This window comes from Nocardia sp. NPDC056000 (assembly GCF_042269265.1).
GTDB lineage: Bacteria > Actinomycetota > Actinomycetes > Mycobacteriales > Mycobacteriaceae > Nocardia.
The window spans coordinates 189,565-213,431 of record NZ_JBHJXS010000018.1 but is presented as its reverse complement, the minus strand read 5'-3'; the positions used below and the strand labels follow the sequence as shown (position 1 = coordinate 213,431).

The following is a 23,867-nucleotide window of genomic DNA, read 5'->3' as shown; positions in this document are numbered from 1 at the left end:
TCAGGAGGGTGTCGCCAGGGCGAAGGGTAGGACGGCGTCCGCACCGGCGGCGCGCAGGGCGCGGGTGGCCATGGTGAAGGTCCAGCCGGTGTCGGTCAGGGCGTCGACCAGCAGGATGGGGCCGTCCACCTCGGTGAGATCGGGTGTCTCCCAGGCATTGTCGAGCGCGGCGACGCGGTGCGCGGAGTTGACCGCGGAGACCGGCGGGAGATCGGGGCGCAGATAGAGGGTGCCCAGATCGCGCAGGCGGCCGATCTCCGCCAGGCGCGCGGCGAGCGAGGTGGTGAGCAGGCGGCGACCGGGGGAGTCCAGGGCCAGCACCGCGGTGGGGCGTTCGGCCCAATCCCATTCGCGCAGCACGATGGTGCAGGCTTTGAAGACCTCATCAGGAACGGGTGCGTCGGGTGCGTCCAGCAGTGCGCGCAGGCGCTGACCCCAGCCGAGATCGCTGAGTCGGCCGAGCACCCGGCCGGTCTCCGCGCCGTGAGTGATCTTGCCGGACAGCGAGATTCCGAGTTTCGACATGCCGGTGGGCCACTGCTTGCGCGGCGCGAGATCGATGCCGGGGCGGTCCAGGCGGGTGCGGATGGCCGCCAGATCGGCGGCGTCGACCGTGGTGTCCTGACTGGTTCCGGTGCAGTTGTCGCAGCGGCCGCAGCCGGGGGAGTCGGCGCGCAGATCCGGATCGTCGAGTTGGCGGCGCAGGAAGTTCATCCGGCATTCGGTGGTGGACTGATAGTCGATCATGGCCTGCTGCTCGGCATTTCGGGCGATGCTCAGGCGCTCATAGCGTTCGGTGTCGTACTCCCAGGGCTGTCCGGTATCGATCCAGCCGCCGCGCACCCGCTGCACCGCGCCGTCCACATCGAGCACCTTGAGCACCATTTCCAGGCGGGAGCGGTTCAGCTCCACCAGGGGTTCGAGGGCGGCGGTGGACAGTGCGCGATCGGGATTCAGCGCGGCCAGCACCGAGCGCACGATGTGCTCGCGCGGGAAGGCCACCGAGGCGAAGTAGCTCCAGATCTGGCGGTCCTCCGGCCCGGGCAGCAGCACCACCTCGGCGCGTTCGGTACCGCGCCCCGCACGCCCGACCTGCTGGTAGTAGGAGATGGGCGAGGACGGCGCGCCCACGTGCACCACGAAACCGAGATCGGGCTTGTCGAAACCCATACCCAGCGCGGAGGTGGCGATGAGCGCCTTGACCTCGTTGTTCAACAGCGCGGCCTCGAGCGCCTCGCGTTCGGTGGGGTCGGTCTGACCGGTGTACGCCGCCACATGGTGACCGTGTGAGTTCAGTACATCGGCGAGATCGTGCGCCGCCGCCACGGTAAGCGCGTAAACGATGCCGCTGCCGGGCAATTCGTGCAGTTTGCGGCTGAGCCAGGCGGTGCGTTCCACCGCGTCCGGAATGCGCACCACGGACAGGTGCAGCGATTCGCGGTCCAGGCCGCCGCGCAAAACCAGTGTGTCGGTGCCGATCTGCGTCGCCACATCGGTGACCACGCGGTCATTGGCGGTCGCGGTGGTGGCCAGTACCGGCACATCGGAGCCGAGATCGGCGATGAGCGTGCGGATTCGGCGATAGTCGGGCCGGAAGTCATGCCCCCAGTCCGAGACGCAGTGCGCTTCGTCGATCACGACGAGACCGGCGTCGGCGGCCAGTTTGGGCAGTACCGCATCGCGGAAGTCGGGGTTGTTGAGCCGCTCGGGACTCACCAGCAGCACATCCACCTCGCCCGCCGCGACCTGGGCGTGGATCTCGTCCCATTCGGTGACATTGCCCGAATTAATGGTCGCCGCAACGACTCCCGCGCGTTCGGCGGAGGAGACCTGATTGCGCATGAGTGCCAGCAGCGGTGACACGATCACCGTCGGACCGCGCCCCGCCGCGCGCAGCAACTTGGCGGAGATGAAGTACACCGCCGACTTACCCCAGCCGGTGCGCTGCACCACCAGGGCCCGCCGCCGCTGCACCACCAGCGCCTCGATGGCCACCCACTGGTCCTCGCGCAACCGCGCGTTCGGCCCGGCCAGCTCACGCAACAGCCGTTCGGCATCGGGTCGCAGCTCGCTGGAGGTACCGGTTCGGGTCGCGTCGGTCGAGGTCACGCGCTCCATCGTGCCTCACCGCACCGACACGACCCAGCTCCAACCCGACTTCGCACCCCGCCACGCCGCAAACTCGTCCTTTGTCCTGCGGCGGTAGGCCGTCATCCCGGCATGCTTTTGGCCGGGATCCACACAACGCTGTGCCCACGCTGACGGTGTGGATCCCGGCCAAAAACGCGCCGGGATGACGAGGGGGACCCGCGTGCTCAGACGGCTGCCGCGAGGTGTGCGTCGACCATGGTGCGGATCAAGGTGTCGAGCGGCGGCCAGGGGAAGCTGGGGCGATCCTGGCGGAGCGTGATCATGCCGTGCATGGCGGCCCAGAGGCATAGGGCCGTGGCGTCCGGGTCGGTGCTGCCGCAGTCGGCGGCCGCGTCGATGAGCAGTCGCATGGTCGGCAGCCCGGGGAGCTGCCCCTCGGTGGGTTCCCATCCGGGTGTGCCCGCGGTGCCGAACAGGACGCGGTAGTGACCGGGATTCCGGGTGCCGTAGTCGACGTAGGCGTGGCAGATGGATGAAAGCCGTTCGGCGGCATTGCCTTTCGGAACCGCATCGCGCGCGGTCTCCAGCGTCTCGCGCAATTCGGCGAACCGGACCTGGTACACCGCCGTCAACAGCTCACGCCGATCGGCGAAATGCAGGTACACGCTCTGCGGTGCGATCCCGGCGGCGCGGGCCACAGCGCGCAGTGACAGCGCCTCCTGCCCGTCCAGATCTTCCAGCAGCGTGCTGGCCGCCGTCACCAGTTCTGCGCGCAGCAGTGCGCCCTCGCCGCGGCGATTACGGCTGCGAATGGGTTTGTCCGACACCTTGACAGCGTACCAAGACGGCCGTCTACTTACACCAGTAAGCAGACGGCTGTCTTGTTAAGGAAGAACCCATGCTCACAGTCACCCGCGTCGTCCACGCCAGCGTCCTGCTCGATTTCGGTGGCGCGCGCATCCTCACCGATCCGTGGCTCTCCGAACGCCGCTTCTACTACCAGGGCGAACCGCGCAGTATCGCCACCGCCGCCGACCTGCCCGAGCTCGCGGGCATCGTCATCAGTCATGAGCACTACGACCACTGCGATCTGGCTGCCCTGATCGAATATCCGGACAGGACAGTGCCTTTCGCGGTGGTGCCCGGTCTGGCCGCCAAGGTGCGCGCGGCCGGTTTCGCCAATGTGACCGAACTCGCGCCCTGGCAGACCACTCACCTCGGCCCTGTGGAGGTGACTGCCGCACCCGCGAAACACGGTGTCCCCGAAGTGACTTTCGTGCTGCGCGCGGATGGCCACACCGTCTATTTCGGCGCGGACACCCTGCGCATCGCCGAACTGGATGAGGTCGCCCGCCGCTTTCCGGATATCGATCTGGCCCTGCTCCCCATCAATGGCCTGCGGATCCGCCCGCTGCTGAACCATCAGGTCGTCATGGACGCCGCCGAGGCCGCCGATCTCACCCGCGCCCTGCGTCCCCGCCTGTCGGTGCCCATCCACTACGCCTTCACCAGCGGCCCGATAGGGGATCGCGTCATGACCAAATCCGATCGCAATCGCCCGGATCTCTACCTCGATGCCGCCGCCGATCTGGCCCCGGATACCAAGGTGCACATCCTGGATCCGGGCATATCGCTCACCGTGTGACCAGCTTCGTTGCGGCTCGGTCAAGATCGCGCACAATCCCCGGTGGTGGCGGACAATGAGGTGCCGGAACCGCGCGGTCTTCCGGTGACAGGGAGACGGTCATGCCGGAGAAGTTTCCGTCGCCCGCCGGGTGGACGCCACCGGGGGCGCAATTTCGCAGTAGCGGAGGGGTTTCGAGAGCTCTCACCGGCGCGCTCGTCTGCCTGATCCTCACGCCCATCGGCATTGTCTTCGCCGCCCGGGGCGCGGCGGATATGCGCCAGTGGGGAATCCTGGGTGACTTCGCCGACCGTCTCGGCTCCACCCTGCAAATCCTGTTCGGCGCGGCCCTGTTCCTACTGGTCGCAGCCCTGGCCGCCTACTCTCCGGCGGGAACCATTGTGGCGGGCCTGATCTGGGGCGTGCTTCCCGGCCTGCTGCACCTGATCTTCCCCGACGACACCTTCCGCATCATCGGCGATCTACCCCGCATCAGCGATGACCTGCACGTGGCCCTCTACCAATGGCTGCAATCCGGCTTCCCGCTGATAGTGGGCATCCTCCTGATCGGCGCGGGCGTGGCCACCACCCTGCGCCGCCGCTGACCGGTCACCGAACCCGTTCCGGCGCAACCGAATCCGATTGCGCCGGAACACCCCTCACCCCTTCACGCACAGCACCTGTCGCAGCGTATGCACCACATCCACCAGATTCCCCTGCGCCGCGATCACCTGATCGATGTCCTTGTACGCACCCGGAATCTCATCCACCACCCCCGCATCCTTCCGAGACTCCACCCCCTCGGTCTGCTTGATGAGATCCGCAACAGTGAACTGCCGCTTGGCCGCATTCCGACTCATCCGCCGCCCCGCCCCATGCGAAGCCGAGTAGAACGAATCCGGATTCCCCTTCCCCCGAACCACATACGACCGCGTCCCCATCGACCCCGGAATCAACGCCAAATCCCCCTTCCCCGCCCGCACCGCACCCTTACGAGTGACGAGCATGGGAACCCCGTCGATAATCTCCTCCGCCACATAGTTGTGATGGCAGGAAATAGGCTTGTCGAAAACAACTTCGCGTTCGGAGAATTCCTCGCGCACCGCCCTGCACACCAGCGCCAGCATTACCGCTCGATTGCGGGCGGCGTATTCCTGCGCCCACGTCAGATCGCGGCGGTACGAAGCCATTTCCGGTGTACCGGAGACGAATACGGCGAGGTCCTTGTCCGGCAGGTCCTGGTTATGCGGGAGCACGCGCGCGACGGCCATATGTCGCTCGGCCAGTTCCTTACCGATATTCCGGCTTCCGGAATGCAGCAGAATCCATACCTGCTGCTCCGAATCCAGACAAACCTCGCAGAAGTGATTCCCTCCGCCCAGCGTGCCCATCTGCTTGTGCGCCTTGGACTCTCGCGACTGCACCGCCGGATCCAGTGCCGCGAAGCCCTTCCAGAACCGATCCCATCCGGCGCGCTGCGAATTGCTGACCTGGTGCCCGGAGACCTCAGCGTTCAGCCGATTCACATTCACCGAATCATCGTGTGCCGCAAAGCCGACCGGCACCGCCGCTTCGATCCGGGTGCGCAACGCGTGCAGGCTGTCGGGCAGATCGCTCGCCTTCAGTGAGGTCCGCACGGCTTCCATTCCGCACCCGATATCGACGCCGACGGCCGCGGGCGAGACCGCGTCCCGCATCGCGATGACGGACCCGACCGTCGCCCCCTTGCCGAGGTGCACATCCGGCATGACCCGTACCCCGTGCACCCATTCCAGCGCGGCGATATTGCGCAGCTGTTGCAGGGCGGCGGGCTCGACCTCGTGCTCGTGGGCCCACATGAGCGTCTGCGCTCGAGTTCCGCGCAGCTCTACGGGAAACATTGGACATTCCTTCCTTCGGATTGCCCTTCACCGTAGGTGCCCTTCCGCCGGGGCGCACCGCATTTTCGGCGGGCATACGCCCCGGAACAGCTCAGGGTTCGACGAAATCGGCTGCTGGGGAACGGGGACCACCATGCGAATGGTCAGCGATTCGCGATTGAATAGTTCAGCGGGGGCGCAGGCCGTCGAGGATGACGGCGAATCCTCGTTCGCGTTGTGCGGCATCCATGGCGTCCAGATGTACGGCGATGAAGAAACCCTTGAGGACCGACATGAGGTCGCCGAGTTCGATATCGCCGCGCACCGCCCCGGCTCGCTGTGCGCGAGTGAGCAATTCGCCGATGGTGGACTGCAGCTCTCGTGTCGGGCCCGCGTAGGTGTGCGCGCCCTGTGGTCCGAGCGCATCGGCGAGATCGCGTTTGACGCCGCCGCCGGAATCCATCTGCCGCAGGAAGGCGAAGAAGGCCGCGCCCGCGTCGTCGGCGGTGAGCGCATCGCGGGCGCGGCCGGTCATGCGGTCGACGCGATCGACGATGGCGGCCTCGAAAAGTGCTTCCTTGGTGGGGAAGTGGCGGTACACGGTGCCCGCGCCGACGCCCGCGCGCCGCGCGATCTCGTCCAGGGGTACCGAAATGCCCTCCGCGGCAAAGGCTTCCTGCGCGGCGGCGAGCACCCGCTCGCGATTGCGGCGGGCGTCGGCGCGGAGCGGGCGTTCGGTCATCACCGGCAGCCTACCCATTGACAACCGGGGCGAGCGCCCCGAATACTAATCGGGGCGTACGTTCCGTTTAATTTCGAATACTTCCCAATCCCGTGGAGACCTCATGTCCACTGCCGTGGAAACCCCTCGTGAACTGGTAGAACGACTCTTCAACGGCCTGCCGGACCGTGATCCGGACGCCTTCGCCGCACTGATGGCCCCCGATGCCGTCTTCGAAATCCCCTTCACGATTCCGGGAATGCAGACCCGCTTCGAAGGCCGCGAAGAGATTCGCGAGCATCTGGCCCGCTGGTGGTCGGGCAGCGTCACCGAGGTGCAGGTGCACGCCATCGTCGCGGCCATCTACGAAACCACCGATCCCGGACTGTTTTTCGTGGAGAACGATGTCGAGCTCACCCGCAAGGGCGAACCGCGCGTCCGGGTGCGCACCTCGGTCAATGTGGTCCGGGTGCGCGACGGTCAGGTCGTGCTCTTCCGTGACTACATGGACACCGCGCGCCTGCTCGCGCTGTCCGGAAGGCTGCGCGAACAGGTGTGACCCGGATGACCCACTCGATCGCGTGCCAACAGTTAGTGCATTAACTATTATGGCCCTAACGGATTGGATCGAGGAGGGCTGAGCTGTGGAGTTGGATGTCGAGGATCCGCTGCGGTTGGACCGGCAGGTGTGTTTCGCGCTGGCCGTTGCCAATCGCGCGGTGCTGGCCGTCTACCGGCCGCTGCTCGAACCGATGGGTCTCACGCACCCGCAGTATCTGGTGATGCTGGCGCTGTGGGGAGAGGCCCCGATGTCGGTGAAGGATATCGGCGAGGCCATCCAACTCGATTCGCCGACGCTGTCGCCGCTGCTCAAGCGGCTCGAAGCCGCCGGGCTCATCACCCGGCGGCGGGACGCGCACGATGAGCGCAATCTCGTCATCGATCTGACCGCGGCCGGGCGCGAACTGCGTGCGCAGGCCGAGAGGATTCCACCGGCGGTGGTGGAACGGCTCGGCGTCAGCCTGGCCGATCTGGAGGATCTGCGCGAGGTGCTCAATCGCGTGAATCAGGCGGCGCGCCGATCGGTGCTGTCGGACACGAAGGGAACCCGGTGATGAAGCATCCCAATCCGGCGCAGTGGATCGGCTATTCGTGCGGTATGCGACTCCCGGATGAGCTCCAGGAGTGGGTCCGCAATGATCTGACCGGAAAGTTCGCGGTGCCACGGCATTTGGTGCGCGGCATGTTCCCGCTGCTGCCGATCTTCGCGGCGTTCCTGCTGTTCCCGGGCGAATTGTGGTTGCGCGCCAGCATGATTCTGCTCGCCGTGCTGCTGGCGGGGTTCTACATCATCGCGTACATGCCGATGAACCGCGCGCATCGACTGGAAAAGCACGGCCTCCCAGCAGATTTGGAGAACCCGACGCGAGCTTCACAACGCGCGGCAGAACGCGCGGCGTACGAGGCCCGCTACGGGCGATAGCCGAAAATGGCAGCGGCCGAACCTATTCGGTCGCTGCCGTTGGCGTCTACTGTGCGTTCTTGGTGCAGGCCGAGGCGATGACCTTGGCCGCGCGCGGGCTGGCGCTGCCGAGGTCGGGGAACGGCGGGTTGCTCTCGCCGAGCCCGGCGACCGCCGCACCTTCGGCTTCTTCGCGGGAACCCGCTGCGGCCCAGCCGAATGCGCCGTCCGCGCCCTGGGCGAGCGCGCCGCACCCGTCGGTGAAGCGGAAGACGATTTCGCAGTCGTAGTTGGCGCAATCGCGGATGGCGGCGGCGTCCGCGGTCACCTTGGTGTTCTCGGCGGTGACGACGCCGCCGTTCTTGAGCTTGGAGACCGCGATCGCGCCGTAGTACTGCGGTGCGGCGTGCGCGGTGGCGGCGGCCAGGGCGCAGGGCATGGTCACGGCCGCGGTGAGTGCGGTGATTCGAGCAACCGACAAGAGAATTCCTGACGTTTCAGAAACTGGGCGAACGAGGCCGATAGTAGACGATCGACCTTGCTCGCCTGGTCGGCTTGGGTGAACCGAATCAGTCGCGCACGGCACGCGCGGGTAGCAGCCCGAACGGGTCCGGATGGATCTGCCGCGCGAAGTCCATCACCTCCACCGCGTGCGGGCGCAGCCGCAGCAGTACGAAGTCGTCACCGTCCGGTCCGGCGGGGAAGAATTTCTCGAAGCCGTTGATCCAGCGCTCTTTTCGCGTGGCGAGGTCATCGACGATCTCGGCGGTGGCGTGCACGCTCACATAGGCCGGGGTGTCCCGGTCCTGTACCGCGTAGGTGACCTTCGGATGCGCGGCGATATCGGCGGCCTTGCGGGATTTCGGGCTGGTGCCGATCCAGATGGTCCCGTCGTCGTCGAGGCCGACGTGCTGCACCAGCCGGGCATTGGGGATCTCATCGCCGATGGTGATGAGGAAGCCGTAGGTGTTGGCGCGCAGCAATGCCGCGGCGATCTCGAATAGTTCGGCGGTGTGCGGACCCTCGGACATCGCGTTCTCCTGTCACTCCATATAGATCGATTGCTCTATATGGAGTGATCGTACTACTTCGCTCAGGAGAGCGCTTTGCGCAGGGCCGTGAAGGCGGAGCCATTGGCCTGCCGGGTCTCCGGAAGATGCCAGGCCATCGTCATGAACCCGTGGATGGTCCCATTCCAGCGGTGGATCTCGGTCGGCACCCCGGCATCGCGCAGCAGTCGGCCGTAGTGCTCATCCTCATCGCGCAGCGGATCGAACTCGGCACTGGCGATATAGGCCGGTGGCAGTCCCGTCAGATCGGCGAGCAGCGGATTGGCGTACGGGTCCGACGCGTCATCGCCCGAATTCAGGTATTGCTCCCAGTACCAGCGTATTTGGGCCGAGGTGGTGAAGTAGCCGGTGGCATTCTCGGTATGCGAGACCGAATCGCAGGCCGGATCCAGCATGGGATAGAGCAGCAGCTGGAACGCGATATCCGGACCGCCGTTATCGCGGGCCTGGATGGCGGCGACGGTGGCGAGGGTGCCGCCCGCGCTGTCACCGGCCACTGCCAGCCGTGCCGGATCACCGCCCAGGGCTTCGGCATGGTCGGCGACCCAGCGCAGCACGGCGTAGGCGTCATCCGAGGCGGCCGGGAAACGGGCATCCGGTGCGCGGCGGTAGTCGCCCGAAATGACAATGACCCCGGCCTCATTCGCCATGACACGGCAGAATTTATCGTGACTCTCGAGATTGCAGAGCACGAAACCGCCGCCGTGATAGAACACCACGACTCCCGGCGTCCGTTCGGTGAGCGCGGGCCGATAGATCCGCACCGGCACCTCGGGTGCGCCCTCGGGCCCCGGCACCAGCCAATCCTCGACCCCGCCAACGGGAATCGGCTCGACGGCGGGCGGCGCGGGTCGCGCGGCCAGGAATGCCCGCGCCTCGGCGGCATCGACCACCTTGGTGCCGAGCTCGGGGAAAGCGGCGGTGGCCGCATCGGTGAAGGCTTGCCATTCCGGCGACAGGGGCATCGCGGACTCCTGGGATGGGCTGGGGAACTGTGGGTTTCGGGTAAGTGGAGCGCCGCCCGCTTCGCAGGCGCGGGCGGCGCTCCCGCCATGAGGTCTGAACTACATACCGCGCGGAATGAACTTGCCCGCCGCCAAGCCGCCGTCGATGGAGACCTCCGCGCCGGTGATGTATCCGGCGGCATCGGAGGCCAGGAAGGCGACGAGTTCGGCGACTTCCTCGGGCAGCCCGCTGCGCTCCAGCGGCAGATTGGGGAAGCTGCCCGGACCGGTGGTCAGGTACGGAACCATCGGGGTGGCGATGGGTCCGGGGTAGATGGAGTTGACGCGAATCTGGTTCAGCCCCAACTCGAGTGCGGCGACCTTGCTCAGTCCGCGCAGACCCCATTTGGACGAGCCGTAGGCGGCGTGGTTCATCAGACCTTCGAGCCCGGACTGCGAGGAGATATTGACGATGGACCCGCCGCCCGCCGCGATCATGGCCGGAACCGCGGCCTTGATGCCGTTGAACGCGCCGACCAGGTTCACCTTCAGAATGCGTTCCAGCTCAGCGGATTCGGTCTCCATGAGCGGCTTCATAATGTAGATCGCCGCATTGTTGACCAGCACGTCCAGCTTGCCGAACGTCGAGACGGCCACGGCCACGGCCGCATCCCAGCTCTCCACGTCCGAGACATCGTGCTTGACGAAACGCGCTGCCTCGCCGAGGGATTCGGCGAGTTCCTTACCCTCGGTCTCCAGGACGTCGGTGATGACGACCTGCGCGCCGCGTTCGACGAACAGTCGCGCCTCGGCCGCGCCCTGTCCGCGCGCCGCGCCGGTGATCAGGGCGACTTTGCCGGTGAGATCAGCCATGTGGGGGCTCCTTCTACTAGATCTGCTTGCTACTGAAAGTGGGGAATGACCTTCTCGCCCCACTGGCGAATGGTTTCCATGCAGGCGTCCTGCGGCACCGTGCCCATCTGGATGAGGCACAGGATCTCGTCCGCGCCCGCGGCCCGCAGCCGCTCGACGTACGCGATGGCGTCGTCGGCGGTGCCGTAGGCGTGATCGGTATTGAAGATGGCGGTGGATCCGGATTTCACCGGAATCTTGGCTTCGTGCAGGTAGGCGACGTGTTCCTCGGCGGCCGCGCGCATATTCGCGATCTCGTCGGCGTCCGGGTCCACGGCCTCGTCCGGTACCGGTCCCGCACCGTAATAATGCTTGATGGCCTGTGCGAAGAACCGCTGCCCGCGCGCGCCGATCTGCCGCGCGCGTTCGCGATCATCGAGCACGATGGTCGGGCACAGCGCCGCGAAGTGATCGTTCACGACGGTGGAGACGAACCGCTCCCCGGTGCGCTCGGCAATGGCGGTGTCATAGATGCGGCGCAGTTCGGCGATCTCCTCGATACCGCCGAAACCCAGTACCAGCGCACCGATTCCGTAGTCGGCGGCGAGTTTCAGGGTGTCCTTGCGGGTGCACGCCATGAACAGCGGGGGATGCGGGCGCTGTACCGGACGCGGCAGCAGATGATGCGGCTCGATATCCAAAAGCTCACCGTGATAGGAGAATTCGCTCTCCGGATGCTGCCAGGCGGCCGCGATCATCCGCAGCGATTCCTCCACCTCCTGATGCGTGCGATCGGGATCGACTCCGCACATGGAGGTTTCGACGGCGGTGGATCCGCGTCCCGCGCCCAGGTTCAGCCGCCCGCCGGACAGCACATCGAGCATGGCCGCGCGTTCGGCCGCCCGCACCGGATGATTGAAGTTGAACGGCATGCACACCACGCCGTGCCCGATGCGTATCCGCTCGGTCTTGGCGGCTACCCAGGTCAGGAAGATCTCCGGTGCGCTCATATGCGCGTACCACTTGAGCCCGTGGTGTTCGACCGCCCATACGGTGTCGAAGCCGACCTGATCGGCGAGCACCGCCTGTGCCACGGAGTCGTGCAGCACCCGCGCCTCATGGGCCGCCGTCGGGTCGGCCATCTGCGCCTCGAAGATCATCGAGAACTTCATCCGGGTGCTCCCTACCGCCTATCCGGCCGCTATGCCTAACCGGAATAGTTCAGGACTCAAACCCTCAGGTCATTCGGATGTCTCAGTGGCCGGGACCACACCGTGCCGCACCCCGGCCCCGGTCTTAGCGTCGGTTCAAACGCTGAGGAAGGACGGGATTCGGTGGGACAGCTGGACGGGAAGGTCGCGCTAGTCACCGGCGGTGCGCGAGGCATGGGAGCCGAGCATGTGCGCCGCTTCGTGGCCGAGGGCGCGCGGGTGGTGTTCGGCGATGTGCTCGATGAGGAGGGTAAGGCCCTCGAAGCCGAGCTCGGCGACGCCGTGCTTTTCGTGCATCAGGATGTCACGAGCGAAAGCGATTGGCAGGCAGCGGCTTCCGCGACGATCGCCCAGTTCGGCCGCCTGGACGTGCTGGTCAACAACGCGGGCATCCTGCGGTTCAAGAAGCTGCTCGAGATGACCCTCGACGAGTGGAACCTCATGCAGTCCATCAATGTGACCGGGTCTTTCCTCGGTATCAGGACCGCCGCGCCCGCCATGATCGAATCCGGTGGCGGGTCCATTGTCAACGTGTCCTCCGTCGAGGGGTTCGTGGGCGCGGCCGGCCTGTCCGCCTACAGCGCGAGCAAGTTCGCACTGCGCGGGCTCACCAAATCCGCCGCGCGGGAGCTGGGGCATTCGGGTATCCGGGTGAACTCCATCCATCCGGGCGGCATTGCCACCCCCATGACCGCCTCGGTCGCCGGTGCGACCGGTCTGGACGGCAATTCCTTCTTCTCCGATCTGCCCATTCCGCGCTGGGGTCAGCCGGTCGAGGTGTCCGAAGTGGCACTCTTCCTGGCCTCGGACGCCTCGAGCTACTGCACCGGCGGCGAATTCGTCGTCGACGGCGGCATGCTCACCAGCTGCGGCTATTAAGGACTGATACTCAATGGAATTCGAATTCGACGTCGTCGTCGTAGGTTCCGGCGCGGCCGGTATGACCGCCGCGCTGACCGCCGCCTATCGCGGGCTGTCGGTGACCCTGATCGAGAAGAGCCGGTTGTTCGGCGGCTCCACCGCGCGCTCCGGCGGCGGCATCTGGGTGCCCAATAACCCGGTACTGCAGGCCGCGGGTGTGCCCGACAGCCCGACCATGGCCCGCACCTACCTGAAAGCCGTTGTCGGCGATCGGGTTCCGGAAGCCAAGCAGCGGGCGTTCCTGGACAAGGGCCCGGAGATGTTCTCCTACATCGGCGCTCGCTCGCAGCATTGGGAATTCGTCTACGACCGCGGCTATTCCGACTACCACCCGGAGTTCCCGGGCGGTCTGGCGCAGGGCCGCAGCATCGAACCCAAGGTGATCGACGGGCGGCTGCTCGGCGGCGACCTGCACAAGATCAACCAGCCGACCATGTCCGCGCCCAAGGGCATCGCCATCACGGTCAGCGATTTCCACGATCTGAATATGATCGCCCGCACCTGGGCCGGTAAGAAGACCGCGGTCAAGGTCGGCGCGCGCACCGCGCTGGCGCTGGCCAAGGGCGCGCTGCCGTTGAGCCTGGGCAAGGCCCTCGCCGCCCGGCTGTGGCTGTCGCTGCGCGATGCCGGGGTGCCGGTATGGCTGAATACCCCGCTGACGGAACTGATTTCCGAGGGCGGCGCGGTCGTCGGCGTGGTCGCCGAGCATGAGGGCAAGCAGGTCACCATCAAGGCGCGCCGCGGTGTGGTGCTGGCCGCGGGCGGTTTCGAGCACAACCTGGAAATGCGCAAGCAGTACATTCCCGGACCGCAGTCCACCGAATGGACCGTGGGCGCGACCGAGAACGTCGGCGAGGGCATTGTGGCGGGCCAAAAAGCCGGTGGCGCTGTCGATCTCATGGATGACGCCTGGTGGGGTCCGTCGGTGCGCAGCCCCGAGGGCCGTCCGCCGTTCTTCTGCCTGGCCGAGCGTTCGCAGCCGGGCGCGATCATGGTCAATGACAATGGTGAGCGCTTCGTCAACGAATCCGCGCCGTACGTGAACGTGGTGCACAAGATGTACGAGCAGGAGGCCGCCGGGGTCGGCAGCATTCCCGCGCACTTCATCTTCGACCAGAACTTCCGCGATCGGTACCTGTTCCTGGGCAACTTCCCCAAACGTCCACTGCCGCAGGCGTATTTCGACAAGGGCATCATCAAGCAGGCCGATACCCTGGCCGAACTGGCGGGCAAGCTGGGCATTCCGGCGGATAAATTGCAGGCCACCGTCGAACGCTTCAACGGTTTCGCCGAGAACGGCCGCGATGAGGACTTCCTGCGCGGTGATTCGGCCTACGACCGCTACTACGGCGATCCGACCGTCAAGCCGAACCCGACCCTCGCACCGCTCACCCGCGGCCCGTTCTACGCGGTGGAAATGGTGCCCGGCGATCTCGGCACCAAGGGCGGTCTGGTCACCGACGAGCACTCCCGCGTGCTGGACGACAACGGCGCGGTGATCACCGGTCTCTATGCGGCGGGCAATAATTCGGCCGCCGTCATGGGCAATGACTACGCCGGTGCGGGCGCGACCATCGGACCCGCGATGGTCTTCGGATACATCGCCGCCAACCATCTCGCCGATCTGGAAGAGCACTGATATGGGACGCGTCGGCACCAAGAATGTGATCGTCACCGGCGGTGCGCGCGGTATGGGCGCGGCGTTCGCGCGCAAGCTCGCCGCCGAGGGATCCAAGGTCGTCATCACCGATGTGCTCATCGAGGAGGGCGCGGCGCTGGCCGCCGAACTCGGCGAGAACGCGCTGTTCCTGCCCCTGGACGTGACCGACGAGGCGGCTTGGAACGATGTGGTCGCCACCGCCGAGGAGCGGTTCGGGCCGGTATCCGGGCTGGTCAACAATGCGGGCATCGTGCACGTGGACTCGATCGAGAAGCTGTCCGAGGCGGACTACCGCAAGGTCATCGACGTGAATCAGGTCGGTGTCTTCCTGGGTATGAAGGCCGTCGTCGGCTCCATGCGCCGCGCGGGCGTCGGCTCGATCGTGAATATCTCCTCGACCGGCGGGCTGATCGGCTACTCCAACATCCTGGGGTACGTCGCCTCGAAGTGGGCGGTGCGCGGTATGTCCAAGACCGCCGCGCAGGAATTCGCGGCCGACAATATCCGCGTCAATTCCGTGCACCCGGGCATTGTCGCCACCGAGATGGTCGCGACTTCCGAACGCTCCCAGTCGATTGCGGCCAAACAGCCGATCGCGCGACCGGGCACCCCGGAGGAACTGGCCAATCTGGTCCTGTTCCTGATTTCCGACGAGTCCTCCTACAGCACCGGGTCGGAATTCATCGCCGACGGCGGCTTCACCACTCAGTAAAAGGAAACGCTATGAAGGACTTCCACGGCAAAGTCGCCGTCATCACCGGCGCCGGTGCCGGTATCGGCCGCGCCCTGGCCCTCGAACTCGCCCGGGGCGGAGCGCAATTGGCGCTCTCGGGCCGCAATATCGAGAGTGTCGCCGAGACCGCGGCGCTGTGCGAGCAGGCCGGTGCGAAAGCCCGCGCCTACAAGCTGGACGTCACCGATCGCGCCGCGGTGTACGCGCACGCCGATGATGTGATCGCCGATTTCGGCAAGGTGAATATCGTCGTCAACAATGCGGGCGTCTCGCTGACCGCCAATGTCGAGGATGTCTCCTGGGACGACTTCGAGTGGATCTTCAATATCAATTTCTGGGGAACGGCCAACGGCACCAAGGCTTTCCTGCCGCACGTCATCGCCTCCGGTGACGGGCATATCGCCAATGTGTCCTCCATGTTCGGCCTGGTGGCCTGCCCGAGCCAGAGCGGTTACAGCTCCTCGAAGTACGCCATGCACGCCTTCACCGACGCGCTGCGCCAGGAAATGATCATCGCGGGCCACAATGTCGGCGTCTCGTCGGTGCACCCGGGCATGATCAAGACCGAAATCGCCTGGAAGGCACGGGCTTCGGCCAACCGCGACCGCGATGCCCTGGCGTCGAACTTCGACAGCCTGGCCAAGACCTCGCCCGAACAGTGCGCGCAGATCATCGCCAACGGCATGAAGAAGAACAAGCCGCTCATTCTGATCGGCACCGACGCCAAGGCCATGAACTGGATGCGCCGCCTGCTCGGCTCGGCATACATGAAGCCGCTGACCGCGCAGATGCGCAAGGAGATCTGACACCGGCCAGCAGCCCGGGCCGGTTTCCCGCAGCCCCGCACCCCGCCCGGGTGCGGGGCTATCGGGGCAAGGCCCGTAGCGGGCCGGTACTCGGATAACTGGAGGCAGTCGATGCGCATCGGCATGCTCATGCCCTATTTCGATGGTTTGGTCACCTCGGGTCAGTTCCTGCGCGAATTCGCGGCCGCCGCGGAGGAATGCGGGCTCGAATCGGTGTGGACCGTGGAACACGTTGTGGTGGCACAGGATTACGAACCGCTGTATCCGTATTCGCCCGATGGGAAGATGCCCGGCGGCGATCTCGGCGTACCGATGACCGATCCGCTGGAAACGCTGGCCTTCCTGGCCGCCGCCTCCAGCACCCTGAAGCTCGGCACCGCCATGGTGGTGGCCCCGCTGCACAGTCCGGTGGTACTGGCCAAACGGGCCGCGACGCTGGACCGGCACTCCGATGGACGCCTGCTGCTCGGGCTCGGAATCGGCTGGCAGAAAGAGGAATACGCGGCCATCGGGGTGCCGTTCGAGGAGCGCGGCGCGCGGCTGGACGATTGCATCGGTGCCATGCGATCGCTGTGGACGCAAGCGCCGGCGAGCTACTCCGGCACCCATATCGGCTTCGAGAAGCAGTTCTGCCTGCCGCAACCCGAGCGCTCCATCCCGATTGTGCTGGGCGGCAACAGCGCTCCCGCCGTGCGCCGGGCCGGGCGGGTCGGTGACGGCTGGTTCCCGTACACCATCACGCCGGAGGATTTCGCCCGTGGGGCGGACCGGATCCGGGAAACCGCGCTCGCCGCGGGGCGTTCCGAGGATGCGGTGGAAATGACGGCCTGGCCGGGTTCCTGCGATTTCGCCCGCGAATTCGATATCGACTTCGTACGCCCGTATGTGACGGCGGGCGTGAGCCGGATCGTGCTCACCCCACCGCTGTTCGGTCCGCAATCGCTGGTGAACGGCGTCGAACACCTCGCCGGTTATGTGGATCGGTACCGCAATGAGATCGAGGCGAAGCTGTGAGCGCGGAAAACGCCGTGCGCGTACTGGATCGCGTGATCCTGCCCGCCGACCAGGTCGAGGATTGGCTGGCCCGCTGGCGGACGGACTACCTGCCCGGGGCCACCGCTCGCGGTCTGCTCGGGCCGCAGCTGCTGCGCGAACACGCGGGCACCGATGCCGTTGCCCTGCAAATCATCTGGGAACTTCCCGGAATCTACGACTTCTACGGTATGCGCGCCGCCGCCGCGGCCGATCCGGCGGTGACCGAATTCTGGGCCGCCACCGATGCGCTCGCCCTCGGCCGGGAACGGCACGTCATGGCGGTACAGGAGGAACAGCTATGAAGCGCTGGGTGATGCTGAGCGAACTCCCCGCCGGGGACCATCCCGAGACGAGCTTGGCGAAATTGGCCGCACTCGCGAGCGGGGTGCATCGGTGCTCGGTGGGCGCGGAGCTGCCGGGCAGCACCGGCGGACTCGGCGCGGTCTGGGATGTGACCGCCGAAACCGTGCCCGCGCAGTTGATTTCGGAACTGCCGGGGACCGTGGATGTGGTGCCGCTGATCCCGGTGGCCGAACAGATCGTGCCGCTGGATCAGCCGCGGCGGGTGAAGCGCACGCTACTGCTCACCGTGCGCACCGGAACCACCGCTGACGCCGTGGCGGAGTTCGAACAGGATCTGATGGGGATGCCGTACCACATCGGATCCATCAAATCCTGGGCCCTGAGCCGGGTCGGCGGTGACAGTCGCTGGACCCATTGCTGGGAGCAGGAGTTCACCGATCCCGATGGGCTGAACGGGGAATACCTCGCGCATCCGTATCACTGGACGAGTGTGGACCGCTGGTTCGATCCGGAGATGCCGGGCGCGATCGTGGAACCGGACATCGCGCACCTGTACCGGTGGGCGTCGGGGCCGGTGCTCGGGGTCTGATCCGCCGCCGAACGCCGCGAAGACGTTCGGTCAGGCCGGATTTCGCAGTTCACCCTTGACGACCTTGCCGCCGGAATTGCGCGGCAGGCGTTCGGTGAAGACCACCTCGCGGGGGACCTTGTACCCCGCGAGGCGGGTGCGCGACCATTCGATGATGTCGGCCGGATCCGGATCGGCGTCATCGTTCGGTACGACCACCGCACGGCCCACCTCGCCGAGACGGGGGTCGGGGACGCCGATCACCGCGACGTCGTGAACGGCGGGGTGCTGCAACAGGACTCGTTCGATTTCGGCGGGGTAGGCGTTGAAGCCGCCGACGATGAACATGTCCTTGAGGCGATCGGTGATGCGCAGGTAGCCGTCCGGGGCGAGGGTGCCGACATCGCCGGTGTGCAGGTAGCCGCCGGGGTCGATGACGGCAGCGGTGGCTTGCGGATCGTCGAGGTAGCCGCGCATGACATTGGGGCCCTTGACGATGATCTCGCCTGGTTCGCCCGGTGCGGTATCCGCGCCGCTCTGGTCGACAATGCGGATCTCGGTGCCGGGCAGGGCTTTTCCGGCCGTATCGGAGAGCAGTTCGGCGGGGGCGTCGGGCGGGCAGATGGTGACGACGCCGATCGATTCGGTGAGGCCGTACGCGGTGAACACGTAGGGCACACCGAGATCGGTGCGGATTCGTTCCACCAGTTCGGCCGGTATGGGCGCACCGCCGGTGCCCGCCAGCCGCAGCGAACCCAGCAGGAAGTCGCTGTGGTCGGCGCGCAGCAGATCGGTGAAGAGCGTTGGCGGACCGGCCAATACGGTGATCCGCTCATGTTCGATGAGCCGCAGCACGGCTTCGGCGTCGAAGCGTTCGATCGGGATCATGGTGGCGGTGCGCAACAGACAGGCGATGATGCCCGCCTTGTATCCGAAGGTGTGCGAGAACGGATTGACCAGCAGATATTTATCGCGCGGCCGCAGTGTCACCGCATCGGCCCAGAGCGCGAAAACCTCCAAAGTCTGCCGGTGCGTGGCCAATACGCCCTTCGGCGCGCCCGTGGTGCCGGAGGTGAACAGGATGTCGGAGATGGATTCCGGATCGATCTCCGCCCGGCGCTCGGTGATCGCGTCCGGCGGCACCACCGTGCCCGGCGCGAGAAAACCCGCCCAGGAACTGATATCCCAGTGCTCGGCCGCCGCACCCAGGGCGTCGTCGAGCAGGATCAGATGTTCCAATGCCGGTAGCGGATAACCGGATTCGGCCAGCATCGCCGGATAGTCCCGGTCCAGGAATTCCTGCACCGTGCACACCGCCTTGGCCCCGCTGCGGGTGAGCACTTCGGCGGCCTCGGGTCCGCGCAACCGGGTGCTGATCGGCACCAGCGTCGCCCCCGCGCCCAGCATGCCCAGTGCGGTCACGATCCACCGCAGGCCATTGGGCGCCCACATGCCCACCCGGTCCCCGGTCTCGATGCCCGAGGCGATCGCCGCCCGGGTCACCGCATCGACCTCCGCGGCCAGTTCGCCGAAGGTGAGCCGCCCCACGGGCCCCGCCACCGCCACCGCATCGGGATAGCGCCGCGCACGATCCGCGACCAGGGCGGGGATGGTCGAGACCGGGGCGTTCGCGGAGCCGCCGCCGATGGAGTCCGCATACCGCCGATCCATCCGCCCATCCTGCCCCAACCCCCGGTCCCCGATGCCCGTTTTCACAGTGCCATCCCGCTGACCGGCCGTGCCATCGATTCGTGTCGCCGTAGGGGTTCCGGTGATCGGGATGCGGGTTGGGGGTGAGGGGGGTCACGCGGCACGCTCGATGGCAGAGAGATTGCCGCAGCTGTTGGCGTGCGGTGTGGCCCGGCAGGCCGCCGGTGAGCGGCGAGCGCGGAGTGCTGATGAATTCAGAACATCGAAGGAGTGACATGACCGCCGGAGCGGAGCTTGCGCAGCGACCCGATGTGGCGGCCGACGCCGTGACCGTCGTCGAACTCGACGGCGCGGTCGAGCTGTCGCGGCAGCGGATCGGCGGCAAGGCGTGGAGCATCAATCACATGCGGGCCCTCGGGCTGCCGGTGCCGCCCGCCTTCGTGATCACCACGGCGGGCTGGGCCGATTACACCGAGCGCGGTGCGATCGCGGCGGAGATCTGGGAGCAGGTGCGAGCGGGCATCGCCGGGATCGAGCGCGGCACCGGCCGGCGGTTCGGATCCGCCGAGCGGCCGCTGCTGGTGTCGGTGCGCTCGGGCGCGGCCATCTCCATGCCCGGCATGATGGATACGGTGCTGAACCTCGGTATGACCGATGCCGTGCAGCGCGCCCTCGCCGAGGAGACCGGCAACCCCGGCTATGCCGATGACACGCGTGCGCGCTTCGTGCACCAGTACCGCGAAACCGTGCTCGGCGATGCGAACGGCACCGTGCCGGTCGATCCGTGGGAGCAGTTGCGCGGTGCCATCGAGGCGGTGTTCCGATCGTGGGATTCCGCGCGCGCCAAGACCTATCGCCGTAATCGCGGCGTGCCGGACACCCTCGGCACCGCGGTCACCGTGCAGGCCATGGTGTTCGGCAATCTCGATGCCGAATCGGGCACCGGCGTGCTGTTCAGCCGCAACCCCAATACCGGCGACGGACCGGTCTACGGCGAATGGCTGGTCGGCGGCCAGGGCGAGGATGTGGTCTCCGGCCGCCTCACCCCGCGCCCGCTCGATGAGCTCGCCGCCACCCAGCCCGCCGTGCATGCGCGCCTGATCGCCGCCACCGAACTGCTCGAGCGCGACGGCCGCGATATGCAGGACATCGAATTCACCGTGGAATCCGGAAACCTCTGGATGTTGCAGTCCCGCGCCGCCAAGCGGTCCGCGCGGGCCGCGGTGCGCACCGCGGTCGCCATGGTGGCCGAGGGTCTGATCAGCGCCGATGAGGCCCTGGATCGCATCACCGCCGATCAGGTGCGCGAGGTGCTGCGCCCGGCCTCCGGTGACACCACCGGTCGCGAACCCCTCGCCCGCGGCGAATCCGCCTGTCCCGGACTGGCTTCCGGTGTGGTCGTGACCGATCCCGATGAGGCCGAGACCCGCGCCGAAGCCGGTGAGGACGTCATCCTGGTGCGCCCCACCACCAGTCCGGACGATCTGCACGGCATGATCGCCGCCCGCGCCATCGTCACCGAATTGGGCGGCACCACATCGCATGCCGCGCTGGTGAGCCGCGAACTCGGCCGCCCCTGCGTGGTCGGCTGCGGTCCGGGCGTGGTGGCGGCACTGGTCGGCCGCACGGTCACCGTCGACGGCGGGGCCGGGCTCGTACTGGACGGCGAGATCGTCGCCAAGCCGGTCGAACAGGTCATTCTCGCCGATGTCGCCCAGCTGGCACAGTGGGCGGGCGTGCCGGACGATCAGCTCGCCCAGCGCCTCGAAGCGCGTGCCACCGGATCGGAACCCACCGAGCAGGAACAGGTTTCGACCGCGCACGCCCCCATCACCGAACTGGCGCTGCTGCGCCTGGTCGGCATCAAGGGCCGGGTGAACGCCGACAACCTCGCGCTCAGCCTGTTCGCCGACGCGGCCGAAATCGCCACGCACTGCGCCGGTCTCGTGGACGCGGGCCTGTGCGCGAACACCCCCGCGGGTTTCCGCCTCACCCCCGAGGGCCGCCCCCGCCTGGAACAGCTCCTCACCGAGGAGCGCGGCACCGTCGACGCCGCCGCCCTCACCGTCGCCTACGACGAATTCTGCGTCTACAACGCCGATCTCAAGGTCATCATCACCGACTGGCAGATGAAGGATCCGGCCACGGTCAACGACCACGCCGATACCGATTACGACGCGGCGGTGCTCGCCCGCCTGGCCGACACCCACCGCGCCCTGCGCCCCCTGGTGCAGCGCCTGGGCACCCTCGCCCCGCGCCTGTCCCGCTACGCCGATCGCCTGGACCGCGCCGTCGAGCGCATCGCCGAAGGAGATCACACCTACGTGGCCCGCCCCATCATGGACAGCTACCACACCGTGTGGTTCGAACTGCACGAAGATCTGATCGGCCTGTGCGGTCTCACCCGCGCCGAGGAAGCGGCGGCCGGTCGTGCCCACTGATCCCGCGGCCGCCATGGCCGTCTCGCGCTGGATCGACTTCGCCGAGATCGACAATGTCCGCGATCTCGGCGGGCTTCCGGTAACCGGGGGCGGCACCACCCGTTACGGCGTCGTATTCCGTTCCAGCACCTTGCAGCAGGCCACCCCCGCGGACCTGGGTCAGCTCCTCGAACCCCTGGGCCTGCGCACCATCATCGATCTGCGCCTGCCCGACGAGGTGGAGCGGGAGGGTTACGGCCTGTTCGCCGACGCCGCGGTGCACATCGCCAACCTTCCCATTCGCAAGTCACCCCAGTCCTCGCTGGCCGCAAGGGATCTCGTCCCGGATAAGACCCGGGTCGACCTCACCGACCTCTACGGTCAGTTGCTGGCGGGCAGCGGTGAACACATCGTCGCCGCCGTCCGGCTGATCATCGATCCGGAGCGCCGCTCGCTGCTGTTCCATTGCGCCGCGGGCAAAGACCGCACCGGCGTCCTGGCGGCGATCCTGCTCGACGTGGCGGGCGTGCCCGCCGAGGTGATCGCCGCCGATTACGCTCTAACCAATGAGCGTATGCAGCGTGTCCGGGACCGCCTGGACGCCCTGCCCTCGTATGCGGGTCTGCCGCAGGCGAATACCGGCATCCTGGCCATCACCCCGCAGGTGATGCTCGGTTTCCTGGAGAACCTGTACGCCGATCACGGCGGTGCGGCGAAATGGCTGCTCGCGAACGGGCTTTCGGAGGATGAGCTGGAATCCTTCCGCGCGGCCATGGTCGAACCCGCCTGACGCGCCCTATGCGGGGGTGATGCGGATTTCACCGTTTCCGCCCGGGAGCACGACCGGCAACAGTTCTTCGGCGGCCGCGTACACGGCCGCTTCCTCGGCCGGGGTGAGGGGATGCCACGGCGTCACCCGCAGGGTGTCGCCGTCGAGATCCCAACGGCCGTGCACGAATCCGTCGACCAGGTACATCGGCACACCGCCCGAGGCGATCTTGGCGATGCGGGCGCGGTCGGCATCGCTGATCACCCGGCTGCGGTCCTTGTGACCGAGCAGGGCATTGTCGAACGCGGGCAGGAAGCGGACGGGAACGGGCAGGTCCGCATCGGCCAGCGGGGCATCGGGCAGGTCGAAGAGTTCGCGGCCGGACTCATCGCGGAGTACGCGCAGGCGAGGCCGTAGCCGCTCTATCACCTCCGTCAGCTTGGTTGTGCCGGACCAGGATTGGACGTCCGCGACGGTGGCCGGGCCGAAGGCGGCCAGATAGCGCAGGATCATGGTGTCGGGCGCCGGGGCGTCCAGGGGTGCGCCCAGCCATTCCTCGGCGAGACTGATCGAGACGCGGCGGTTGCGCCACGCACCCCACGCGCCCGCCTCCGGGTTGTGCACGACGGGGGTGAGCAGGCCGAGCGCCGCGGGCAGGCGTTCCGGGTACGGGGTGGGGAAGCGTTCGGCCAGGGTGCGGCTGATCTCGGTGCGGGTCAGGGTGCGGCCGGTCAGGAGATTCCTTCCGGCGGTGCGCAACTCGGTGTGGTCGAGGTGTTCGACCGCCTCGCGGTAGTAGGCGAGCCGCAATTGGGATTCCACCGCGGGGCGGACGGTGGGGTAGAGCCAGCGGTAGTCCGCCGCCGTGGCCAGGTGCACCGTGCGGCGAATCATGGTGGCGCGCACGATGGTCCGATCCCGGAGCAGTGCATCCAGTTCGGCGGTGCGGAAATCGGTGAGCCGGGTCCACAGGCCGATGAACGGCCAGTTCGCCTCCTGGCCCTGTACTGCCACCAGATGCCGGATGAGCTCGGCGGCGGGCATGGTGACCCGTTCGGTCAGCAGCTGGCGCGTCAGCAGGGTCCGGTTCAGGCGGCGCGGCGAGATCTCCGTCATGAATCCATTGTCGAACCTAATTAGGTCAGCTTGTGTCCTAGCTCGACGGAAG

25 protein-coding genes are annotated in these 23,867 nt (G+C 67.0%); 14 read left to right on the top strand and 11 right to left on the bottom strand.

Features of this window, described 5'->3' with window-relative positions; translation table 11 throughout:
• Together ACFC4D_RS41630 and ACFC4D_RS41625 are read right to left on the bottom strand one after the other, a co-directional pair.
• A complete protein-coding gene (locus ACFC4D_RS41630) occupies nt 1–2,118 on the bottom strand; it encodes a RecQ family ATP-dependent DNA helicase (RefSeq protein WP_376071862.1) in 2,118 nt (705 codons plus the stop codon).
• 197 nt (nt 2,119–2,315) lie between these two features.
• Nucleotides 2,316–2,918, bottom strand: a complete 603-nt coding sequence (locus tag ACFC4D_RS41625) for a TetR/AcrR family transcriptional regulator (RefSeq protein WP_376071859.1) — start codon at nt 2,916–2,918, stop codon at nt 2,316–2,318.
• 71 nt (nt 2,919–2,989) lie between these two features.
• Here ACFC4D_RS41625 and ACFC4D_RS41620 point away from each other — a divergent pair, with 71 nt between their 5' ends.
• Both ACFC4D_RS41620 and ACFC4D_RS41615 read left to right on the top strand, forming a co-directional pair.
• On the top strand, nt 2,990–3,736 hold the full coding sequence (locus ACFC4D_RS41620) for an MBL fold metallo-hydrolase (protein WP_376071856.1): 747 nt from the start codon (nt 2,990–2,992) through the stop codon (nt 3,734–3,736).
• 101 nt (nt 3,737–3,837) lie between these two features.
• On the top strand, nt 3,838–4,320 hold the full coding sequence (locus tag ACFC4D_RS41615; RefSeq protein ID WP_364629602.1) for a hypothetical protein: 483 nt from the start codon (nt 3,838–3,840) through the stop codon (nt 4,318–4,320).
• A gap of 54 nt (nt 4,321–4,374) precedes the next feature.
• Here ACFC4D_RS41615 and ACFC4D_RS41610 read toward each other — a convergent pair whose 3' ends face one another.
• Complete coding sequence (locus tag ACFC4D_RS41610) at nt 4,375–5,595, bottom strand: RtcB family protein (protein WP_376071853.1); 1,221 nt, start codon at nt 5,593–5,595, stop codon at nt 4,375–4,377.
• 166 nt (nt 5,596–5,761) lie between these two features.
• Complete coding sequence (locus tag ACFC4D_RS41605) at nt 5,762–6,316, bottom strand: helix-turn-helix domain-containing protein (RefSeq protein ID WP_376071850.1); 555 nt, start codon at nt 6,314–6,316, stop codon at nt 5,762–5,764.
• Between the two features lie 103 nt (nt 6,317–6,419).
• Here ACFC4D_RS41605 and ACFC4D_RS41600 point away from each other — a divergent pair, with 103 nt between their 5' ends.
• The 3 genes from ACFC4D_RS41600 (at nt 6,420) to ACFC4D_RS41590 (ending at nt 7,778) form a co-directional block, all read left to right on the top strand.
• Nucleotides 6,420–6,854 (top strand): nuclear transport factor 2 family protein, encoded by a 435-nt coding sequence (locus tag ACFC4D_RS41600; protein ID WP_376071847.1) that lies wholly within the window; start codon nt 6,420–6,422, stop codon nt 6,852–6,854.
• A gap of 91 nt (nt 6,855–6,945) precedes the next feature.
• Nucleotides 6,946–7,410: a MarR family winged helix-turn-helix transcriptional regulator gene (locus ACFC4D_RS41595; RefSeq protein ID WP_376071893.1), complete on the top strand. Its 465-nt coding sequence runs from the start codon at nt 6,946–6,948 to the stop codon at nt 7,408–7,410.
• Nucleotides 7,410–7,778, top strand: coding sequence for a DUF5313 family protein (locus tag ACFC4D_RS41590; RefSeq protein WP_364629613.1), 369 nt, complete (start codon nt 7,410–7,412; stop codon nt 7,776–7,778). Before ACFC4D_RS41595 ends, ACFC4D_RS41590 begins: the two co-directional genes overlap by 1 nt.
• Before the next feature lie 46 nt (nt 7,779–7,824).
• Here ACFC4D_RS41590 and ACFC4D_RS41585 read toward each other — a convergent pair whose 3' ends face one another.
• From ACFC4D_RS41585 to ACFC4D_RS41565, 5 genes are all read right to left on the bottom strand, one after another.
• Complete coding sequence (locus tag ACFC4D_RS41585; RefSeq protein WP_376071844.1) at nt 7,825–8,238, bottom strand: DUF4189 domain-containing protein; 414 nt, start codon at nt 8,236–8,238, stop codon at nt 7,825–7,827.
• A gap of 88 nt (nt 8,239–8,326) precedes the next feature.
• Complete coding sequence (locus tag ACFC4D_RS41580; RefSeq protein ID WP_376071842.1) at nt 8,327–8,788, bottom strand: pyridoxamine 5'-phosphate oxidase family protein; 462 nt, start codon at nt 8,786–8,788, stop codon at nt 8,327–8,329.
• Between the two features lie 62 nt (nt 8,789–8,850).
• Entirely contained in the window at nt 8,851–9,792 is a 942-nt protein-coding gene (locus ACFC4D_RS41575) for an alpha/beta hydrolase (RefSeq protein WP_376071840.1), read from the bottom strand.
• 99 nt (nt 9,793–9,891) lie between these two features.
• Complete coding sequence (locus tag ACFC4D_RS41570) at nt 9,892–10,644, bottom strand: SDR family NAD(P)-dependent oxidoreductase (RefSeq protein ID WP_376071837.1); 753 nt, start codon at nt 10,642–10,644, stop codon at nt 9,892–9,894.
• Between the two features lie 29 nt (nt 10,645–10,673).
• Nucleotides 10,674–11,795, bottom strand: coding sequence for an LLM class flavin-dependent oxidoreductase (locus tag ACFC4D_RS41565; protein WP_376071834.1), 1,122 nt, complete (start codon nt 11,793–11,795; stop codon nt 10,674–10,676).
• A 162-nt stretch (nt 11,796–11,957) separates the two neighbouring features.
• On the opposite strand from ACFC4D_RS41565, the gene ACFC4D_RS41560 reads away from it, so the two are divergent.
• The 7 genes from ACFC4D_RS41560 (at nt 11,958) to ACFC4D_RS41530 (ending at nt 17,881) form a co-directional block, all read left to right on the top strand.
• On the top strand, nt 11,958–12,713 hold the full coding sequence (locus tag ACFC4D_RS41560) for a glucose 1-dehydrogenase (RefSeq protein WP_376071831.1): 756 nt from the start codon (nt 11,958–11,960) through the stop codon (nt 12,711–12,713).
• Nucleotides 12,714–12,726: 13 nt separating this feature from the next.
• A complete protein-coding gene (gene kstD / locus ACFC4D_RS41555; RefSeq protein WP_376071829.1) occupies nt 12,727–14,394 on the top strand; it encodes a 3-oxosteroid 1-dehydrogenase in 1,668 nt (555 codons plus the stop codon).
• Between the two features lies 1 nt (nt 14,395).
• Nucleotides 14,396–15,127, top strand: a complete 732-nt coding sequence (locus ACFC4D_RS41550) for a glucose 1-dehydrogenase (RefSeq protein ID WP_376071826.1) — start codon at nt 14,396–14,398, stop codon at nt 15,125–15,127.
• 11 nt (nt 15,128–15,138) lie between these two features.
• Nucleotides 15,139–15,954: an SDR family NAD(P)-dependent oxidoreductase gene (locus tag ACFC4D_RS41545; protein ID WP_376071823.1), complete on the top strand. Its 816-nt coding sequence runs from the start codon at nt 15,139–15,141 to the stop codon at nt 15,952–15,954.
• A gap of 111 nt (nt 15,955–16,065) precedes the next feature.
• Nucleotides 16,066–16,968, top strand: coding sequence for an LLM class F420-dependent oxidoreductase (locus tag ACFC4D_RS41540; protein ID WP_376071820.1), 903 nt, complete (start codon nt 16,066–16,068; stop codon nt 16,966–16,968).
• Complete coding sequence (locus tag ACFC4D_RS41535; RefSeq protein ID WP_376071817.1) at nt 16,965–17,291, top strand: hypothetical protein; 327 nt, start codon at nt 16,965–16,967, stop codon at nt 17,289–17,291. The genes ACFC4D_RS41540 and ACFC4D_RS41535 overlap by 4 nt, the downstream gene beginning before the upstream one ends.
• Nucleotides 17,288–17,881: a Dabb family protein gene (locus ACFC4D_RS41530; protein ID WP_376071814.1), complete on the top strand. Its 594-nt coding sequence runs from the start codon at nt 17,288–17,290 to the stop codon at nt 17,879–17,881. Before ACFC4D_RS41535 ends, ACFC4D_RS41530 begins: the two co-directional genes overlap by 4 nt.
• A gap of 30 nt (nt 17,882–17,911) precedes the next feature.
• On the opposite strand, the gene ACFC4D_RS41525 is transcribed toward ACFC4D_RS41530, so the two are convergent.
• Nucleotides 17,912–19,531 carry a FadD3 family acyl-CoA ligase gene (locus ACFC4D_RS41525; protein ID WP_376071811.1) on the bottom strand — a complete coding sequence of 540 codons (1,620 nt, stop codon included), beginning with the start codon at nt 19,529–19,531 and terminating at the stop codon, nt 17,912–17,914.
• A 254-nt stretch (nt 19,532–19,785) separates the two neighbouring features.
• Between ACFC4D_RS41525 and ACFC4D_RS41520 the strand changes: the two genes are divergently transcribed.
• Together ACFC4D_RS41520 and ACFC4D_RS41515 are read left to right on the top strand one after the other, a co-directional pair.
• Nucleotides 19,786–21,951: a pyruvate, phosphate dikinase gene (locus ACFC4D_RS41520; protein ID WP_376071808.1), complete on the top strand. Its 2,166-nt coding sequence runs from the start codon at nt 19,786–19,788 to the stop codon at nt 21,949–21,951.
• Nucleotides 21,941–22,720: a tyrosine-protein phosphatase gene (locus ACFC4D_RS41515; protein WP_376071805.1), complete on the top strand. Its 780-nt coding sequence runs from the start codon at nt 21,941–21,943 to the stop codon at nt 22,718–22,720. Before ACFC4D_RS41520 ends, ACFC4D_RS41515 begins: the two co-directional genes overlap by 11 nt.
• Nucleotides 22,721–22,726: 6 nt before the next feature.
• On the opposite strand, the gene ACFC4D_RS41510 is transcribed toward ACFC4D_RS41515, so the two are convergent.
• Nucleotides 22,727–23,815, bottom strand: a complete 1,089-nt coding sequence (locus ACFC4D_RS41510; protein WP_376071802.1) for a winged helix DNA-binding domain-containing protein — start codon at nt 23,813–23,815, stop codon at nt 22,727–22,729.
• Nucleotides 23,816–23,867: the final 52 nt, after the last annotated feature.

Coding starts and splice junctions, on each gene's coding strand:
- ACFC4D_RS41615 (WP_364629602.1), top strand. CDS start 3,838: ATGCCGGAGAAGTTTCCGTCGCCCGCCGGGTGGACGCCACCGGGGGCG.
- ACFC4D_RS41545 (WP_376071823.1), top strand. CDS start 15,139: ATGAAGGACTTCCACGGCAAAGTCGCCGTCATCACCGGCGCCGGTGCC.
- ACFC4D_RS41570 (WP_376071837.1), bottom strand. CDS start 10,644: ATGGCTGATCTCACCGGCAAAGTCGCCCTGATCACCGGCGCGGCGCGC.
- ACFC4D_RS41520 (WP_376071808.1), top strand. CDS start 19,786: ATGACCGCCGGAGCGGAGCTTGCGCAGCGACCCGATGTGGCGGCCGAC.
- ACFC4D_RS41530 (WP_376071814.1), top strand. CDS start 17,288: ATGAAGCGCTGGGTGATGCTGAGCGAACTCCCCGCCGGGGACCATCCC.
- kstD (WP_376071829.1), top strand. CDS start 12,727: ATGGAATTCGAATTCGACGTCGTCGTCGTAGGTTCCGGCGCGGCCGGT.
- ACFC4D_RS41580 (WP_376071842.1), bottom strand. CDS start 8,788: ATGTCCGAGGGTCCGCACACCGCCGAACTATTCGAGATCGCCGCGGCA.
- ACFC4D_RS41630 (WP_376071862.1), bottom strand. CDS start 2,118: ATGGAGCGCGTGACCTCGACCGACGCGACCCGAACCGGTACCTCCAGC.
- ACFC4D_RS41610 (WP_376071853.1), bottom strand. CDS start 5,595: ATGTTTCCCGTAGAGCTGCGCGGAACTCGAGCGCAGACGCTCATGTGG.
- ACFC4D_RS41540 (WP_376071820.1), top strand. CDS start 16,066: ATGCGCATCGGCATGCTCATGCCCTATTTCGATGGTTTGGTCACCTCG.
- ACFC4D_RS41590 (WP_364629613.1), top strand. CDS start 7,410: ATGAAGCATCCCAATCCGGCGCAGTGGATCGGCTATTCGTGCGGTATG.
- ACFC4D_RS41565 (WP_376071834.1), bottom strand. CDS start 11,795: ATGAAGTTCTCGATGATCTTCGAGGCGCAGATGGCCGACCCGACGGCG.
- ACFC4D_RS41525 (WP_376071811.1), bottom strand. CDS start 19,531: ATGGATCGGCGGTATGCGGACTCCATCGGCGGCGGCTCCGCGAACGCC.
- ACFC4D_RS41510 (WP_376071802.1), bottom strand. CDS start 23,815: ATGACGGAGATCTCGCCGCGCCGCCTGAACCGGACCCTGCTGACGCGC.
- ACFC4D_RS41620 (WP_376071856.1), top strand. CDS start 2,990: ATGCTCACAGTCACCCGCGTCGTCCACGCCAGCGTCCTGCTCGATTTC.
- ACFC4D_RS41600 (WP_376071847.1), top strand. CDS start 6,420: ATGTCCACTGCCGTGGAAACCCCTCGTGAACTGGTAGAACGACTCTTC.
- ACFC4D_RS41575 (WP_376071840.1), bottom strand. CDS start 9,792: ATGCCCCTGTCGCCGGAATGGCAAGCCTTCACCGATGCGGCCACCGCC.
- ACFC4D_RS41605 (WP_376071850.1), bottom strand. CDS start 6,316: ATGACCGAACGCCCGCTCCGCGCCGACGCCCGCCGCAATCGCGAGCGG.
- ACFC4D_RS41550 (WP_376071826.1), top strand. CDS start 14,396: ATGGGACGCGTCGGCACCAAGAATGTGATCGTCACCGGCGGTGCGCGC.